This is a genomic window from Salmonella sp. 32031103-2018-00083-FB-01-SM-01 (assembly GCF_017571995.1).
GTDB lineage: Bacteria > Pseudomonadota > Gammaproteobacteria > Enterobacterales > Enterobacteriaceae > Salmonella > Salmonella enterica.
This window is the reverse complement of record NZ_JAGEQL010000008.1, coordinates 37,042-53,400: the sequence shown is the minus strand read 5'-3', so window position 1 is coordinate 53,400 and position 16,359 is coordinate 37,042. Positions and strand designations below refer to the sequence as shown.

General features: G+C 54.5%; 15 protein-coding genes. 11 read left to right on the top strand and 4 right to left on the bottom strand.

The window, feature by feature from the left end; genetic code table 11:
• Positions 1–19: 19 nt before the first annotated feature.
• Positions 20–856: an HTH-type transcriptional activator RhaS gene (rhaS, locus tag J4614_RS19805; protein ID WP_000217115.1), complete on the bottom strand. Its 837-nt coding sequence runs from the start codon at positions 854–856 to the stop codon at positions 20–22.
• A gap of 287 nt (positions 857–1,143) precedes the next feature.
• Here rhaS and rhaB point away from each other — a divergent pair, with 287 nt between their 5' ends.
• The 5 genes from rhaB (at position 1,144) to rhaM (ending at position 6,425) form a co-directional block, all read left to right on the top strand.
• A complete protein-coding gene (gene rhaB / locus J4614_RS19800; RefSeq protein WP_001631580.1) occupies positions 1,144–2,613 on the top strand; it encodes a rhamnulokinase in 1,470 nt (489 codons plus the stop codon).
• A complete protein-coding gene (gene rhaA / locus J4614_RS19795; RefSeq protein WP_080086741.1) occupies positions 2,610–3,869 on the top strand; it encodes an L-rhamnose isomerase in 1,260 nt (419 codons plus the stop codon). The genes rhaB and rhaA overlap by 4 nt, the downstream gene beginning before the upstream one ends.
• Positions 3,870–4,011: 142 nt before the next feature.
• On the top strand, positions 4,012–4,839 hold the full coding sequence (rhaD, locus tag J4614_RS19790; protein ID WP_001179697.1) for a rhamnulose-1-phosphate aldolase: 828 nt from the start codon (positions 4,012–4,014) through the stop codon (positions 4,837–4,839).
• Between the two features lie 126 nt (positions 4,840–4,965).
• Complete coding sequence (gene fucO, locus J4614_RS19785) at positions 4,966–6,114, top strand: lactaldehyde reductase (protein ID WP_000009253.1); 1,149 nt, start codon at positions 4,966–4,968, stop codon at positions 6,112–6,114.
• Positions 6,111–6,425, top strand: coding sequence for an L-rhamnose mutarotase (gene rhaM, locus J4614_RS19780; protein WP_000619478.1), 315 nt, complete (start codon positions 6,111–6,113; stop codon positions 6,423–6,425). Before fucO ends, rhaM begins: the two co-directional genes overlap by 4 nt.
• Before the next feature lie 88 nt (positions 6,426–6,513).
• Here the strand turns inward: rhaM and J4614_RS19775 are convergent, their stop codons facing one another.
• On the bottom strand, positions 6,514–7,062 hold the full coding sequence (locus tag J4614_RS19775) for an XRE family transcriptional regulator (protein WP_001517951.1): 549 nt from the start codon (positions 7,060–7,062) through the stop codon (positions 6,514–6,516).
• Positions 7,063–7,162: 100 nt separating this feature from the next.
• Between J4614_RS19775 and J4614_RS19770 the strand changes: the two genes are divergently transcribed.
• Together J4614_RS19770 and J4614_RS19765 are read left to right on the top strand one after the other, a co-directional pair.
• Complete coding sequence (locus tag J4614_RS19770; RefSeq protein WP_000683586.1) at positions 7,163–7,822, top strand: AzlC family ABC transporter permease; 660 nt, start codon at positions 7,163–7,165, stop codon at positions 7,820–7,822.
• Positions 7,822–8,145 carry an AzlD domain-containing protein gene (locus J4614_RS19765; protein ID WP_000527675.1) on the top strand — a complete coding sequence of 108 codons (324 nt, stop codon included), beginning with the start codon at positions 7,822–7,824 and terminating at the stop codon, positions 8,143–8,145. Before J4614_RS19770 ends, J4614_RS19765 begins: the two co-directional genes overlap by 1 nt.
• 354 nt (positions 8,146–8,499) lie before the next feature.
• On the opposite strand, the gene J4614_RS19760 is transcribed toward J4614_RS19765, so the two are convergent.
• Together J4614_RS19760 and fdhD are read right to left on the bottom strand one after the other, a co-directional pair.
• The gene (locus tag J4614_RS19760; protein ID WP_000828036.1) at positions 8,500–9,600 is read right to left on the bottom strand and encodes a YiiG family protein; all 1,101 of its coding nucleotides are present in this window, start codon (positions 9,598–9,600) and stop codon (positions 8,500–8,502) included.
• A gap of 192 nt (positions 9,601–9,792) precedes the next feature.
• On the bottom strand, positions 9,793–10,629 hold the full coding sequence (fdhD, locus tag J4614_RS19755; protein WP_001059742.1) for a formate dehydrogenase accessory sulfurtransferase FdhD: 837 nt from the start codon (positions 10,627–10,629) through the stop codon (positions 9,793–9,795).
• A 194-nt stretch (positions 10,630–10,823) separates the two neighbouring features.
• On the opposite strand from fdhD, the gene fdnG reads away from it, so the two are divergent.
• Genes fdnG through fdhE form a run of 4 tightly spaced genes read left to right on the top strand, consistent with a single transcriptional unit; the run spans position 10,824 to position 16,347 of the window.
• Complete coding sequence (fdnG, locus tag J4614_RS19750) at positions 10,824–13,874, top strand: formate dehydrogenase-N subunit alpha (protein ID WP_077248424.1); 3,051 nt, start codon at positions 10,824–10,826, stop codon at positions 13,872–13,874.
• 12 nt (positions 13,875–13,886) lie between these two features.
• Complete coding sequence (gene fdxH, locus J4614_RS19745; RefSeq protein ID WP_000331364.1) at positions 13,887–14,789, top strand: formate dehydrogenase subunit beta; 903 nt, start codon at positions 13,887–13,889, stop codon at positions 14,787–14,789.
• Entirely contained in the window at positions 14,786–15,421 is a 636-nt protein-coding gene (gene fdoI / locus J4614_RS19740) for a formate dehydrogenase cytochrome b556 subunit (protein WP_000829025.1), read from the top strand. The genes fdxH and fdoI overlap by 4 nt, the downstream gene beginning before the upstream one ends.
• A complete protein-coding gene (gene fdhE / locus J4614_RS19735) occupies positions 15,418–16,347 on the top strand; it encodes a formate dehydrogenase accessory protein FdhE (RefSeq protein ID WP_000027730.1) in 930 nt (309 codons plus the stop codon). The genes fdoI and fdhE overlap by 4 nt, the downstream gene beginning before the upstream one ends.
• The last annotated feature ends 12 nt before the right edge of the window (positions 16,348–16,359 follow it).

Sequence of the window (16,359 nt, the reverse complement as noted above, 5' to 3'; positions counted from 1 at the left end):
AACGTTGATAGCGTTCGCGTTACTGGATTATCGCATCGCGTCCCTGACGGATATCCCGCGGCGACCAGTTAAATTCTCGGCGAAACAGAGTCGAAAAGTGGTTACTGTCGCCAAAACCGCAGCGGTACGCGATTTCTGTCACGCTATGATCGCTATGGCGTAATAAATGCCGGGCTTTGATCAAACGCAGGCGATTAAGGTAACGTTGCGGCGTCAGCCCGGTATGCTGTTTAAGCTGACGATGCAGCGTGCGTAGCGACAGCGAAAACTGTTCAGCTACCGCCTCCCAGCAGACCTCCTCCGCAAAATGGTCTTCCAGCCATGCCATCAGTTGGTTGAGTTTGGCGTCGTTATTGGTTGCGCCTTCCATCAGGCTACTGCGGCGCAACAACACCAGTAGTTGCATAAACAAAATTTCGCAATTCGCCACGGCAGGCGCATCCATGCTGTCTCCGGCGCGCTCCATCAGACCGACCAACTGGCGCACCTGCTGCAACACACTCTGATTCACCCGCCAGTGCGAAGGATAGTAACCATCCTGCTCCTGCGGCAGCAATTGATCCAGCCCCGCCAGGAATTGGAAAGCGTCCGGCGAACGCCACAGTACATTCGTCAGGCATAGGTTGTCGGTATGTTCATATAAATGCCGGTCGTGATCGCGAACAAAACACACGGTACCGCCGCTGATGGTATACGGCTGCCCGTTGAATACATGAATGCCCGTACCGTGTTCCACAATCACGATTTCATGAAAATCATGATGATGTTCAGGGAAAGCGGCTTGCGGCAGACGGGGTTCAATCGCCACGGGCGCTTTACCTGATGGAAAAAAATCCACGCTATGCAGTACGGTCATGGTTGCTTCCTCCTGAATTCAACATGTCCGAATAGTAATTAAGGGCTATCGGCCTCACCTTAAATTTTTGACGCTAAAGCGCGCAAACATGGTCTTTTTTTCAAGAAAAGGCGGGAAAAAGCGGGAAATGCGGACGACATCACACCGGCCTATTAGTAGAAACTGTGAACGCTATCACGTTCATCTTTGCCTTGTTGCCAGCGGCTCATTTTCCTGTCAGTAACGAGAAGGTAGGTCTTTGAGGGCTTTTTTAGACTGTGCGCAATGACTCTAAGAAGGACCTGATTATGACTTTTCGCCATTGTGTCGCGGTTGATCTCGGCGCATCCAGCGGGCGCGTGATGCTGGCGCGTTACGACAGCAAACACCGTACCCTGACGCTACGTGAAATTCACCGTTTTGTGAACTGCCTACAAAAAACAGACGGGTTTGACACCTGGGACATCGACAGTCTGGAAAAGGATATCCGTCTTGGTCTGAAGAAAGTCTGCAATGAAGGCATTCTTATCGACAGCATCGGCATCGACACCTGGGGCGTCGATTATGTCCTGCTGGATAAACAAGGTCAGCGTGTCGGCCTGCCGGTCTCCTACCGCGATAACCGTACCACGGGCATCATGTCGCAAGCGCTGGTCCAGATCGGCAAAAGCGAAATCTATCGCCGCAGCGGGATTCAGTTTCTGCCGTTTAACACCATCTATCAGCTACGCGCGCTGACGAAACAACAGCCTGAGTTAACAGCGCAGGTCGCTCATGCGCTGCTGATGCCTGATTATTTCAGCTACCGCCTGACCGGTGAAATGAACTGGGAATATACCAACGCCACGACCACTCAATTGGTCAATATCAATACCGATGACTGGGACGATACCCTGCTGGCGTGGACTGGCGCGAAAAAGAGCTGGTTCGGTCGCCCCTCGCACCCTGGCAATGTTATCGGCGACTGGATTTGCCCGCAGGGCAACCGTATTCCGGTGGTAGCCGTCGCCAGCCACGATACTGCCAGCGCCGTTATTGCCTCTCCGCTGGCAAATAAACATAGCGCTTACCTGTCTTCAGGCACCTGGTCGTTGATAGGTTTTGAAAGCAAAATGCCCTACACCACCGACAACGCGCTGACTGCCAATATCACCAACGAAGGCGGCGCGGAAGGGCGTTATCGGGTACTGAAAAACATTATGGGTTTGTGGCTGCTCCAGCGTGTGCTGAAAGAACGGCGCATTACCGATCTGCCTGCGCTTATTGCCCAAACAGAAGCGCTGCCGGCCTGCCGTTTCCTGATTAACCCGAATGACGATCGCTTTATCAATCCTGACGATATGCGCGCCGAAATCCAGGCCGCCTGTCGCGAGACCGACCAGCCCGTTCCCGTCAGCGATGCCGAACTGGCGCGCTGCATTTTCGACAGTCTGGCGCTGTTGTATGCCGACATTCTGCACGAACTGGCAAATCTGCGCGGCGAAAAATTTACCCAACTGCATATTGTCGGCGGCGGATGCCAAAACGCGCTACTCAACCAGTTGTGCGCCGATGCATGTGGTATTCGCGTGATGGCCGGGCCGGTTGAAGCCTCCACCCTTGGCAATATTGGTATTCAGCTTATGACCCTCGACGAATTAAACAACGTCGATGACTTCCGTCAGGTCGTCAGCGCTAACTACGACCTGACAACCTATATCCCTAATCCTGATAGTGAAATTGCCCGCCACGTTGCGCAGTTTCAACCCAAACGACAGACAAAGGAGCTTTGCGCATGACCACTCAACTGGAACAAGCCTGGGAACTGGCAAAACAACGTTTCGCCGCAGTAGGTATTGATGTCGAGGAGGCGCTGCGCCAGCTCGATCGCCTGCCGGTTTCCATGCACTGCTGGCAGGGCGACGATGTTGCCGGATTCGAGAACCCGGAAGGTTCGTTGACGGGCGGAATTCAGTCAACCGGCAACTATCCGGGCAAAGCGCGTAACGCCACCGAACTGCGCGCCGATCTGGAACAGGCGCTGCGCCTGATCCCAGGCCCAAAACGGCTGAACCTGCACGCTATCTACCTTGAGTCGGATACGCCGGTTGCCCGCGACCAGATCAAACCGGAGCATTTTAAAAACTGGGTGGAGTGGGCGAAAGCGAACCGGCTGGGGCTGGATTTCAACCCCACCTGTTTTTCTCATCCACTGAGCGCTGACGGTTTTACCCTCTCTCATCCAGACGCGAAAATTCGCCAGTTCTGGATCGATCACTGCAAGGCCAGCCGCCGCGTCTCGGCATACTTTGGTGAGCAGCTCGGTACGCCGTCGGTGATGAACATCTGGATCCCGGACGGCATGAAAGACATTACCGTCGACCGTTTAGCCCCGCGCCAGCGCCTGCTGGAAGCGCTGGATGAGGTCATTAGCGAGAAATTCGACCCGGCGCACCACATCGACGCCGTCGAAAGCAAACTGTTTGGCATCGGCGCGGAAAGCTACACCGTCGGCTCCAATGAGTTCTACATGGGCTACGCCACCAGCCGTCAGACCGCGCTGTGCCTGGATGCGGGCCACTTCCATCCCACTGAAGTGATTTCCGACAAAATTTCCGCCGCCATGCTCTACGTGCCACGGCTGCTGCTGCACGTCAGCCGCCCGGTACGCTGGGATAGCGACCACGTGGTGCTCCTGGACGATGAAACCCAGGCAATTGCCAGCGAGATCGTCCGTCATAACCTGTTCGACCGTGTGCATATCGGCCTGGATTTCTTCGACGCCTCTATCAACCGTGTCGCCGCGTGGGTTATCGGTACCCGCAACATGAAAAAAGCGCTGCTGCGCGCTCTGCTGGAACCCACAGATCAACTGCGTCAGCTTGAAGCCAGCGGCGATTACACCGCGCGTCTGGCGCTGCTGGAAGAGCAGAAATCTCTGCCGTGGCAGGCCGTCTGGGAAATGTATTGCCAGCGTCACGGCACGCCGGCTGGCAGCCAGTGGCTGGACAGCGTTCGCACCTACGAAAAAGAGATCCTGAGCAAACGTAGCTGACAGCGACACCTGATCTGTAGGCCGGATAAGACGCCCGCGTCGCTACCCGGCAATAAATGAAACACGATTGCCGGATGGCACTGCGCTTATCCGGCCTACGTAAGACCCGAATAACCTTCGGGCAATGAATGGGAACACGAACATGCAAAATATTACCGATTCCTGGTTTGTCCAGGGCATGATTAAAGCCACGTCTGATGCGTGGCTGAAAGGGTGGGACGAACGTAATGGCGGTAACCTGACGCTGCGTCTGGATGAAACCGATATCGCGCCTTTTGCGGCTAATTTCCACGAAAAACCGCGCTATATCGCGCTAAGTCAACCCATGCCGCTGCTGGCGAATACGCCGTTTATCGTTACCGGTTCCGGCAAATTCTTCCGCAACGTGCAGCTCGATCCGGCAGCCAATTTAGGCGTGGTCAAAATCGACAGCGACGGCGCAGGCTACCACATTCTGTGGGGCTTAACCCACGACGCGGTACCCACCTCTGAACTCCCGGCGCATTTCCTCTCCCACTGCGAACGCATCAAAGCCACCCACGGCAAAGACCGCGTCATTATGCATTGCCATGCGACTAACCTGATCGCCCTCACCTACGTACTGGAAAACAACACTGCGCTGATCACCCGCAAACTGTGGGAAGGCAGCACCGAATGTCTGGTGGTATTCCCGGACGGTGTCGGCATTCTGCCGTGGATGGTGCCAGGCACCGATGAAATCGGCCAGGCCACCGCGCAAGAAATGCAGAAACATTCGCTGGTACTGTGGCCGTTCCACGGCGTGTTCGGAAGCGGACCTACGCTGGATGAAACCTTCGGTTTGATAGATACCGCAGAGAAATCCGCTGAGGTATTAGTCAAAATCTATTCGATGGGCGGTATGAAGCAGACCATCACGCGCGAAGAACTGGTCGCACTCGGCAAACGTTTTGGTGTGACACCGCTGGCCAGCGCCGTAGATCTGTACTGATACCTCCCAACTCAACGCCGGATGCGGCTTTGCCTTATCCGGCCTACAGGACGGTGCGCATTTTACCGTAGGCCCGATAAGCGTAGCGCCATCGGGCAACAGGGAATTTTTTTAAGGAGAATAGTGATGAGCTTTATGTTGGCACTGCCAAAAATTAGCCTGCATGGCGCTGGAGCGATTGCCGATATGGTGAACCTCGTGGCGAATAAGCAATGGGGCAAAGCGCTGATCGTTACCGATGGTCAACTGGTAAAGCTGGGCCTGCTGGATAGCCTGTTTAGCGCACTGGATGAACATCAAATGTCTTACCACCTGTTTGATGAGGTGTTCCCAAATCCGACAGAAGAGCTGGTGCAGAAAGGTTTTGCGGCGTATCAGAGCGCAGAATGTGACTACATTATCGCCTTCGGCGGCGGCAGCCCGATCGATACCGCAAAAGCGGTGAAAATTCTGACCGCCAACCCAGGTCCATCTACCGCCTACTCCGGCGTCGGCAAAGTGAAAAACGCCGGCGTACCGCTGGTAGCGATTAATACTACGGCAGGTACCGCGGCCGAGATGACCAGCAACGCGGTGATTATCGACTCTGCCCGTAAGGTCAAAGAGGTGATCATCGACCCGAATATCATCCCGGATATTGCCGTGGATGACGCCAGCGTCATGCTGGAAATCCCGGCTTCTGTGACCGCCGCAACCGGCATGGATGCCCTGACCCATGCGGTGGAAGCCTATGTCTCCGTTGGCGCGCATCCGCTCACCGACGCTAACGCGCTGGAAGCGATTCGCTTAATCAATGTGTGGCTACCGAAAGCGGTTGACGATGGTCATAACCTCGAAGCCCGTGAGCAAATGGCATTCGGCCAGTACCTGGCAGGCATGGCGTTCAACAGCGCCGGTTTGGGGCTGGTTCACGCGCTGGCGCACCAGCCGGGCGCAACTCATAACCTGCCGCACGGCGTCTGCAACGCTATCCTGCTGCCAATTGTCGAGAACTTTAACCGTCCGAACGCCGTCGCGCGTTTTGCCCGCATCGCACAGGCGATGGGCGTGGAGACGCGCGGTATGTCTGACGAAGCCGCAAGTCAGGAAGCGATTAACGCTATCCGTACGCTGAGCAAACGCGTCGGCATTCCAGAAGGTTTCAGCAAGCTGGGCGTCACAAAAGAAGATATCGAAGGCTGGCTGGATAAAGCCCTCGCCGACCCGTGCGCGCCGTGTAACCCGCGCACCGCCAGCCGCGATGAAGTTCGCGAGCTGTACCTGGAGGCGTTATGATCCGCAAAGCCTTTGTGATGCAGGTAAATGCCGACGCGCACGAGGAGTATCAGCGTCGTCATAACCCAATCTGGCCGGAGCTGGAAGCCGTATTAAAATCTCACGGCGCGCATCACTACGCGATTTATCTCGATCAGGAGCGCAATCTGCTGTTCGCCACCGTTGAGATTGAATCCGAGGAGCGCTGGAATGCCGTTGCCAGCACCGACGTTTGCCAGCGTTGGTGGAAACATATGCGTGACGTTATGCCCGCGAATCCGGATAACAGCCCGGTCAGCGCAGAGCTAAAAGAGGTGTTCTATCTGCAGTAAGTCGTGTGCCCGGTGGCGCAAGCTTACCGGGCCTACGGTTTTATTTTTTGTCGGCCGGATAAGGCGGTTACGCCGCCATCCGGCAATTTCAATTCTGCTCCGCTACCAGGATAGCCTGAGTATCCGGTTCCAGCGCTTTAAAGATATGCGCCTGGTCGCCGGGATAACAAATGTAATCGCCCTCCGCCAGCTCTTCCGGCGCCTCGGTTAAGCCGACGAGGGCTTTTCCCTGCGTAACAATAATATGTTCCACCGACCCCGGCGGATGCGGGTGAGAGATCCGGTCGGCCCCCGGCTGCGTCAACAGCAGATAGATATCACGCCGCGCGCCGGGCGGACACGCCGCCAGTAATATCGCCTGATAATGCGCCTGCTCCGCCACGACTTTGGTGCCCTCTCCGCGGCGAATCACCTGCGTTTTTTGTACCTGCGGCTCCAGCAGCCTGGCAAAGGGAATGTCGAGCGCGACGCATAGCGACCATAACGTCTCCAGACTGGGGTTGCCGTTCCCTGCTTCCAGTTGTGAAAGCGTAGATTTAGCGATGCCTGCGCGCCGCGCAATCTCCGCCAGCGACAGTCCGGTTCGCTGGCGTTCGCGTACCAGGCTTCTGGCAATGACGCTAATAGGTTGTGTCATAAAGCATCCAACGTTCACTATAACGAACGAAATGTTCGTCTTGTAAAGCAAATCTGTTCCGTTCATTATAATGAAAATTCGTTCGATATGACTAAAGAAGATGAAACACTATTTTTCCTGTCTCAAGGGAGACACGATAAAAGCGATATTTTTAGTGTGCCTGGCCGTGGGCGTCGTCGGCATGTCCTATGGCTCACTGGCGATGGCCTACGGTTTCCCACTGTGGGTGCCGTTTGTCCTCTCTATTTTTGTGCTGGCGGGCGCGTCCGAATTTATGTTTATCGGCATTGTTGCCAGCGGCGGCAATCCGTTAGCGGCGGCGGCGGCAGGACTACTGGTGAATGCGCGCCACGTGCCGTTTGGCGTAACGGTGCGCGATTTGGTTGGCACCCGCGCCGCCAGCTTTTTCGGCTGCCATATCATGAATGATGAGAGCGTGGTGTTCGGCCTGTCGCAAAAAACACCCGAACAACGTAAAGCCGCCTACTGGCTATGCGGTCTGGGCGTCGCCCTATTCTGGCCGATTGGCACACTGATTGGCGCAGGTGTCGGCAAACTGCTCCCGGCCCCAGAAACCATTGGTCTGGATGCCGTATTCCCGGCAATCTTACTGGCGCTGGTGATCCCGGCGTTTAAAAACCGCACCACATTGATTCGTGGTTGCAGCGGCGCCGCGCTGTCGCTTGCCGCCGTTCCCTTTGTGGCTGCCGGATTGCCGGTGTTGCTTTCGCTGCTTGGCCTACTGGCGAGGAAAAAATAATGGGCAATATGACGCTATTTATTATCGGTATTGCTCTTTTATCTGCGGGAACCTATTTGATGCGCCTCGGCGGCGCGAAACTTGGCAGCCGTCTGGCGCTGTCTGAGCGCTCACAGGCTCTGCTCTCGGATGCGGCAACGGTGCTGCTATTCTCCGTCGCGCTGGCGACCACCTTTTACGAAGGCGAACATTTTGCCGGAATGGCGCGCGTTCTTGGGGTTGGCTTCGCCGTATTTTTAGCCTGGCGTAAAATGCCGCTTATTGTGGTGATTATCGCCGCCGCGCTGGTGACCGCACTGCTGCGGCTGGCGGGTATTAATTAACGTCTTACAGAACAGTTGGGCGTGACACCCTATAAGTGATGAAGGCTGGGCCGCCCTATGCTGAAGAGGCCCAGAATTTTCGCATCAGGCGGGATAAATGCTTTCCATATAAATGCCGATCCTCAATTACACTACCAGTGTCTTCCAGCGTGACGTCAACATCTTGTGATAGCTTCAGATTACTGGTTTTCCTAATAACTCTCCTTAGTTAATGTTACGTCAGCTATTTTTACGGATATTGCCTGACGAAGAACACATGAACGAAAAAAGCGCCTGATCGGCGCTTTTTATTGGCGTTATAGCGTAATTTTATAGGCGCTTGCGCCAGCCTGCACGCAGTTAATGTGCCGTCACTCAACGCAGGCGATTATAATCATCCACCATCTCGTTATAACTTCTCAACGACGCCGGATAAGAATCCGCAACCATCCATCCTGTTGCAGGGTCCTGCACCCGTTTCTTTTCAAAATCAGAATACTGAACATTGTCCCTGATGCGACGAATATATTTTTTAGCTTTTAGCTGATAATCCGCCGCAGAATTAACGAAAGGAAAATTCCGTCCATCAGTATCCGACTGTTTCAATTGCGCAATCATTGTTTCCAGTTCCGCGACTTTTTTCATCATCGCTTCGGCATCAAAGGTATCGGCAGAAATAACCTTGTTGATCTGCTTTGCCGAAATCATGACAGCCAGAGAATAATAGTTAAATGTTTTACCTTCCGATTCTTCTATTTTCTTCAACTGTGTCAATTGCCGTTTGTCATTTATTTCCTGAATAGCCTCATGATATTTTTCCGAGACGGGTTTAAAATCCTCAATATTCTTCAGTAATGTCTGATGCAGCGCCTTACCTTTAGCAAAGGCATCATCTTTATAGTTTTCCTGGGTATAATATTTTTCCATTTCGTTAATGGTATTACCCAGCGCGGCGGCGCTATCAATATAGCTAACGGCAACGCCATCAATAGGCTCAAGCAATGGCGTTAAGGCGGCCACCTGTTTCATCTCTTTCTGGCAATTCGTTATGTAAGACTCCGTAATACCATAAATGCCATAAACCAGGCTCTCTTTCCCTGTCGGACCTTTTTTAAAGTCTTTCACCCAATCCGCGTAACGCGCCAGACTGTGCTGAACGGGCAATTGAAGTTTATTAAAACAATCGATATAGACATCCATTTTTTCACTATAAACTTCTTCAGCGTCAACCTCCGGCTGAGCTGGCGTTTCTGGCTTCGCCGCCGGGGGCTGAGTTGCCGTTTCTGGCTTCGCTGCTGAGGGCTGCGCTGGACTTTCGTCAGATTGCGTTTCCGGCGTCTGAGAAGGCGCTGGCGTCGCAGGCTGACTGCTGGCGGCCGGCGTCGCCTCGGTTTTAACATTATTGTCATCACATCCTGTTGCGCCCAGGGTCATTAGCGCAATGATTATCGCTGAGGATAATAAATTCCTTTTCATTTAATTGCCTTTTGTATATTTACATTGGGGTTCTCTTATTTTAACGAAAATATGGCCTCGCCACTATACGTCATTCCGTTATTAAGAGAGGCTGTAAAATCCAGAAAATATATATTTCATACACCATCATTCTACATAAAATATATATTAAATTAATAATATATATTTTACGCAAATGTAGAGGGTACTATTTTAGTCTGCGATTAACCGCTGCGGATGGGTATAAATCGTCGCCCGACCCGGCTTACAGAACCCCACCAGCGTAAGATTACACCGTTCAGCGACGTCAACCGCGAGCGTGGTGGCAGCAGAAACCGCAAACAAAATTTCCACACCGCACATCGCCGACTTCTGCACCATTTCGTAACTCGCGCGACTGGAAACCAGCGCCGCGCCTTGCCGCCATTCCTCACCCTCCGTGGCGCGGCGGCCGAGCAGTTTATCCAGCGCAACGTGGCGTCCGACATCTTCATGGCCCCCCGCCAGTTCACCCGACGGCAAGACCCACGCCGCAGCGTGCGTACAACCCGTCAGCTTACCCGTCGGTTGAAAATCATTCAGATGTTTTAACGCGCGATCAAGGTTACCGAGATTAAACGTTTGGCTAAACGGCAGGGGTTGCACCGGCTTACCGATGTCATTGAGCTGTTCCACGCCACACACGCCGCAACCGGTGCGTCCGGCCAGCGCGCGACGACGCGCTTTCAGCCCCATAAATCGACGGCTGGAAAGATCAATCTGCACTTCAAGTCCGTTACAGGACGGTACAACGTCCATGCCATAGATTTCACGCGGGCTGTCAATGATCCCTTCCGACAGAGAAAACCCCATTGCAAAATGCGTCAGATCTTTTGGAGAGGCCATCATAACGACATGCGAAATACCGTTATACACCAGTGCCACAGGCACTTCCTCGGCAACATCATCAAGTTGGGGGGACTGCAAATCCTCGCGTTTCCAGAGAGTCAACTGGCGTGAGGTTGTGAAATCAGTCACATTTAGGACTTCTTCAGACAGTATATTGTTCACTTTCTTTTAACCATATAAGAACACACACACCAACATTATGGTATTCTGTTACAACTCCTCCCGGATGGAGGAAAATTTATCCAATTCTGAACCTTTGCGGGCCCGTCCGCAAAGAAAAATAACAACCACTCCCTGAGCGTTTCGGATAGAGAAATGTGAAAGAGAAGTGACAATGTCGAAACAAGGAGCAAACCATGCAGGTCAGCAGAAGGCAGTTCTTTAAGATCTGCGCTGGCGGTATGGCAGGCACCACGGCGGCGGCACTGGGCTTCGCGCCCGGCGTAGCGCTAGCGGAAACACGGCAATATAAACTGCTGCGCACCCGCGAAACCCGTAACACCTGCACCTACTGTTCCGTTGGCTGCGGGCTGTTGATGTACAGCCTCGGCGACGGTGCGAAAAACGCCAAAGCATCTATTTTCCATATCGAAGGGGACCCGGATCATCCGGTAAGCCGTGGCGCGCTGTGCCCGAAAGGGGCCGGTCTGGTGGACTTTATCCACTCTGAAAGCCGCCTGAAATTCCCGCAATACCGCGCGCCGGGTTCAGATAAGTGGCAACAGATCAGTTGGGAAGAAGCGTTTGACCGCATCGCTAAACTGATGAAGGAAGATCGCGACGCCAACTATCAGGCGCAGAACGCCGAAGGCGTTACCGTTAACCGCTGGCTCACCACCGGGATGCTGTGCGCTTCCGCATCCAGTAACGAGACGGGTTATTTAACGCAAAAATTCTCCCGCGCGCTGGGTATGCTCGCGGTCGACAACCAGGCGCGTGTCTGACACGGACCAACGGTAGCAAGTCTTGCTCCAACATTTGGTCGCGGTGCGATGACCAACCACTGGGTCGACATCAAGAACGCCAACCTCGTCGTGGTGATGGGCGGTAACGCCGCAGAAGCTCACCCGGTCGGGTTCCGCTGGGCGATGGAAGCCAAAATTCACAACGGCGCGAAGCTGATTGTGATCGATCCGCGCTTTACGCGTACCGCGTCGGTGGCCGATTTCTATGCGCCAATACGCTCTGGTACTGACATTGCCTTCTTGTCAGGCGTGATGCTGTATCTGCTGACTAACGAAAAATACAACCGTGAATACACCGAGGCCTATACCAATGCCAGCCTGATCGTGCGTGAAGATTTTGGCTTCGATGATGGTCTGTTCACCGGCTACGACGCAGACAAGCGGCAGTACGATAAAACCAGTTGGCACTATGAGCTGGACGAAAACGGTTTTGCCAAACGCGATACGACACTGCAACACCCGCGCTGTGTCTGGAATCTGTTGAAACAGCATGTCTCACGCTACACGCCGGACGTGGTAGAAAATATCTGCGGTACGCCGAAAGCGGACTTCCTGAAAGTGTGCGAGTACATTGCAGAAACCAGCGCAAAAGATAAAACCGCGTCGTTCCTGTACGCGCTGGGCTGGACGCAGCATTCCATCGGCGCGCAGAACATCCGTACTATGGCGATGATCCAGCTTCTGCTCGGTAACATGGGGATGGCGGGCGGCGGCGTTAACGCCCTGCGCGGTCACTCCAATATTCAGGGACTGACCGACTTAGGACTGCTGTCGCAAAGTCTGCCGGGCTACCTGACGCTGCCGAGCGAAAAACAGACCGACCTGCAAACCTATCTGGCTGCCAATACGCCGAAGCCATTGTTGAAGGATCAGGTCAACTACTGGGGTAACTATCCGAAATTCTTCGTCTCAATGATGAAGGCCTTCTTTGGTGATAAAGCGACAGCGGAAAATAGCTGGGGCTTCGACTGGCTACCGAAGTGGGACAAAGGCTACGACGTGTTGCAGTACTTCGAGATGATGAAACAGGGCAAGGTCAACGGCTATATCTGCCAGGGCTTTAACCCGGTGGCCTCATTCCCGAACAAAAACAAAGTGGTCGCGTCGCTTTCCAAACTGAAGTACCTGGTGACTATCGATCCGCTCAACACCGAAACGTCCACCTTCTGGCAAAACCACGGTGAGTCGAACGACGTTGATCCCGCGAAAATCCAGACCGAAGTGTTCCGTCTGCCTTCCACCTGTTTTGCCGAGGAAAATGGTTCCATCGTTAACTCCGGTCGCTGGTTACAGTGGCACTGGAAGGGCGCGGACGCCCCGGGAATTGCCATGACCGACGGCGAAATCCTCGCCGGTATCTTCTTACGCCTGCGTAAGATGTACTCTGAACAGGGCGGCGCCAACCCGGAACAGGTGTTGAATATGACCTGGAACTACACCAAACCATACGAACCCGCCTCTGAAGAAGTGGCGATGGAAAGTAACGGTAAAGCGCTGGCCGATCTTATCGACCCGGCAACCGGCGCGGTGGTGGTGAAGAAAGGTCAACAGCTCAGTTCGTTCGCGCAACTGCGCGATGACGGTACGACGTCCAGCGGCTGCTGGATTTTCGCCGGTAGCTGGACGCCGGAAGGCAACATGATGGCGCGTCGTGATAACGCCGACCCGTCTGGTCTCGGCAACACGCTGGGCTGGGCATGGGCATGGCCGCTTAACCGCCGTATTCTGTATAACCGCGCCTCCGCCGATCCGCAGGGTAATCCCTGGGACCCGAAACGTCAGCTACTGAAATGGGAAGGTGGAAAATGGGCCGGATGGGATATTCCGGACTACAGCGCCGCCGCGCCCGGCAGCGACGTCGGACCGTTTATCATGCAGCCGGAAGGGATGGGTCGCCTGTTTGCTATCGATAAGATGGCGGAAGGGCCGTTCCCGGAACACTACGAGCCGTTTGAAACGCCGCTGGGCACTAACCCGCTGCACCCGAACGTTATCTCTAACCCTGCCGCCCGTATCTTTAAAGACGATGCCGACGCGCTGGGTAAAGCGGATAAGTTCCCGTATGTCGGAACCACTTACCGTCTGACCGAGCACTTCCACTACTGGACCAAGCACGCGTTGCTTAACGCTATCGCCCAGCCGGAACAGTTTGTGGAAATTGGCGAGAAGCTGGCGAATAAGCTCGGCATCGCGCATGGCGATACCGTGAAGGTCTCCTCGAACCGCGGCTATATCAAAGCCAAAGCGGTGGTGACCAAGCGTATTCGCACGCTGAAAGCGGACGGCAAGGATATCGATACCATCGGTATTCCTATTCACTGGGGCTACGAAGGCGTGGCGAAAAAAGGTTTTATAGCCAATACGTTAACGCCTTTCGTCGGCGATGCGAACACGCAAACGCCGGAGTTTAAATCCTTCCTTGTGAACGTGGAAAAGGTGTAACGGAGACGACCTATGGCTTATCAATCGCAAGACATCATTCGTCGTTCCGCCACTAACGGTTTCACCCCCGCGCCCCAGGCGCGGGACCACCAGGAAGAGGTGGCGAAACTCATCGACGTCACCACCTGTATCGGCTGTAAAGCGTGTCAGGTGGCGTGCTCCGAGTGGAACGACATCCGTGATGAAGTGGGCAATAACGTCGGGGTGTATGACAACCCGGCGGACTTAACCGCGAAATCCTGGACGGTGATGCGCTTCTCGGAAGTGGAACAGAACGACAAACTGGAGTGGCTGATCCGTAAGGATGGCTGTATGCACTGCGCCGATCCAGGCTGCCTGAAAGCCTGTCCGGCGGAAGGGGCGATCATTCAGTACGCTAACGGTATTGTCGACTTCCAGTCCGAGCAGTGTATCGGCTGCGGCTACTGTATCGCTGGCTGCCCGTTCAACGTGCCGCGCCTCAACCCGGAAGACAACCGCGTCTATAAATGTACGCTGTGCGTTGACCGTGTGGTGGTCGGCCAGGAGCCGGCCTGCGTGAAGACCTGTCCAACCGGCGCCATTCATTTTGGCTCGAAAGAGGATATGAAAACGCTGGCGGGCGAGCGGGTGGCGGAACTAAAAACCCGTGGTTATGACAATGCGGGTCTGTACGATCCGGCGGGCGTAGGCGGTACGCATGTCATGTACGTGCTGCATCATGCCGACAAGCCGAATCTGTATCACGGTCTGCCGGAAAACCCGGAAATCAGCGAAACCGTTAAGTTCTGGAAAGGCGTCTGGAAACCGCTCGCCGCGTTCGGTTTTGCCGCGACCTTTGCCGCCAGCGTCTTCCACTATGTCGGCGTCGGTCCGAACCGCGCGGAAGAGGAAGATGACAACCTGCATGAAGAGAAAGACGAGGTGCGCAAATGAAACGACGTGACACCATCGTGCGCTATACGGCGCCGGAACGCATCAACCACTGGATCGTCGCCTTCTGCTTCGTGCTGGCGGCGGTGAGTGGGCTGGGCTTTTTATTCCCATCCTTCAACTGGTTGATGCATATCCTGGGCACCCCACAACTGGCGCGAATTCTGCACCCGTTTGTGGGCGTGGTTATGTTTGCCTCGTTCATCATCATGTTTTTCCGTTATTGGCACCACAATCTAATCAATCGGGATGATATCTTTTGGGCGAAGAATATTCGTAAGATCGTCGTCAACGAGGAAGTGGGTGACACCGGGCGTTATAACTTCGGTCAGAAATGCGTATTCTGGGCGGCGATTATCTTCCTGGTGCTGCTGCTGGTGAGCGGGGTAATTATCTGGCGTCCGTACTTTGCGCCTGCTTTCTCAATCCCGGTGATCCGATTCGCGTTAATGTTGCATTCTTTTGCCGCAGTAGCGTTAATTGTGGTTATCATGGTGCATATCTACGCCGCCCTTTGGGTGAAAGGCACCATTACCGCGATGGTGGAAGGCTGGGTAACCCGGTCGTGGGCGAAGAAACATCACCCGCGCTGGTACCGAGAAGTCCGCAAGACAACGGAAAAAGAAACTGAATGAGTATTCGCATAATCCCGCAAGATGAGCTGGGGTCGAGCGAGAAACGTACGGCGGATATGATTCCGCCGTTATTGTTCCCCCGACTCAAAAACGTCTACAACCGCCGCGCCGAACGTCTGCGCGAGCTGGCTGAAAATAACCCGCTGGGCGATTACCTGCGCTTTGCCGCGCTTATCGCGCACGCGCAGGAAGTGGTACTGTACGACCATCCGCTGGAGATGGATCTGACCGCACGTATTAAAGAAGCGAACGACCAGGGCAAGCCGCCGCTGGATATCCACGTGCTGCCGCGTGATAAGCACTGGCAAAAACTGCTGCATTCGTTAATTGCCGAGCTAAAACCCGAGATGAGCGGCCCGGCGCTGGCAGTGATCGAGAACCTGGAGAAAGCCTCAGAGCAGGAGCTGGAGCAGATGGCCAGCGCGCTGTTTGCCTCGGATTTTGCCTCCGTCAGCAGCGATAAAGCCCCGTTTATCTGGGCCGCGCTCTCCCTTTACTGGGCGCAAATGGCCAGCTTGATTCCAGGCAAAGCCCGCGCGGAATACGGTGAAGCGCGCCAGTATTGCCCGGTGTGCGGTTCGATGCCGGTCTCCAGCATGGTGCAGATCGGCACCACGCAGGGGCTGCGTTATCTGCACTGTAACCTGTGCGAAACCGAATGGCATGTCGTGCGCGTAAAATGCAGTAACTGCGAACAGAGCCGCGACTTACACTACTGGTCGCTGGAAAATGAGCAGGCTGCGGTGAAAGCCGAAAGCTGCGGCGATTGCGGGACTTACCTGAAGATTCTGTATCAGGAAAAGGACCCGAAAGTAGAAGCAGTGGCCGACGACCTCGCCTCGCTGGTGCTGGACGCACGCATGGAACAGGAGGGCTTCGCCCGCAGTTCCATCAACCCGTTCCTGTTCCCGGGGGAAGGGGAATAAGTTCTCTGGTAT

Bases quoted from the DNA above. Each gene is read 5' to 3' on its own strand.
- rhaS (WP_000217115.1), bottom strand. From the start codon at position 856: ATGACCGTACTGCATAGCGTGGATTTTTTTCCATCAGGTAAAGCGCCC.
- rhaB (WP_001631580.1), top strand. From the start codon at position 1,144: ATGACTTTTCGCCATTGTGTCGCGGTTGATCTCGGCGCATCCAGCGGG.
- rhaA (WP_080086741.1), top strand. From the start codon at position 2,610: ATGACCACTCAACTGGAACAAGCCTGGGAACTGGCAAAACAACGTTTC.
- rhaD (WP_001179697.1), top strand. From the start codon at position 4,012: ATGCAAAATATTACCGATTCCTGGTTTGTCCAGGGCATGATTAAAGCC.
- fucO (WP_000009253.1), top strand. From the start codon at position 4,966: ATGAGCTTTATGTTGGCACTGCCAAAAATTAGCCTGCATGGCGCTGGA.
- rhaM (WP_000619478.1), top strand. From the start codon at position 6,111: ATGATCCGCAAAGCCTTTGTGATGCAGGTAAATGCCGACGCGCACGAG.
- J4614_RS19775 (WP_001517951.1), bottom strand. From the start codon at position 7,062: ATGACACAACCTATTAGCGTCATTGCCAGAAGCCTGGTACGCGAACGC.
- J4614_RS19770 (WP_000683586.1), top strand. From the start codon at position 7,163: ATGAAACACTATTTTTCCTGTCTCAAGGGAGACACGATAAAAGCGATA.
- J4614_RS19765 (WP_000527675.1), top strand. From the start codon at position 7,822: ATGGGCAATATGACGCTATTTATTATCGGTATTGCTCTTTTATCTGCG.
- J4614_RS19760 (WP_000828036.1), bottom strand. From the start codon at position 9,600: ATGAAAAGGAATTTATTATCCTCAGCGATAATCATTGCGCTAATGACC.
- fdxH (WP_000331364.1), top strand. From the start codon at position 13,887: ATGGCTTATCAATCGCAAGACATCATTCGTCGTTCCGCCACTAACGGT.
- fdoI (WP_000829025.1), top strand. From the start codon at position 14,786: ATGAAACGACGTGACACCATCGTGCGCTATACGGCGCCGGAACGCATC.
- fdhE (WP_000027730.1), top strand. From the start codon at position 15,418: ATGAGTATTCGCATAATCCCGCAAGATGAGCTGGGGTCGAGCGAGAAA.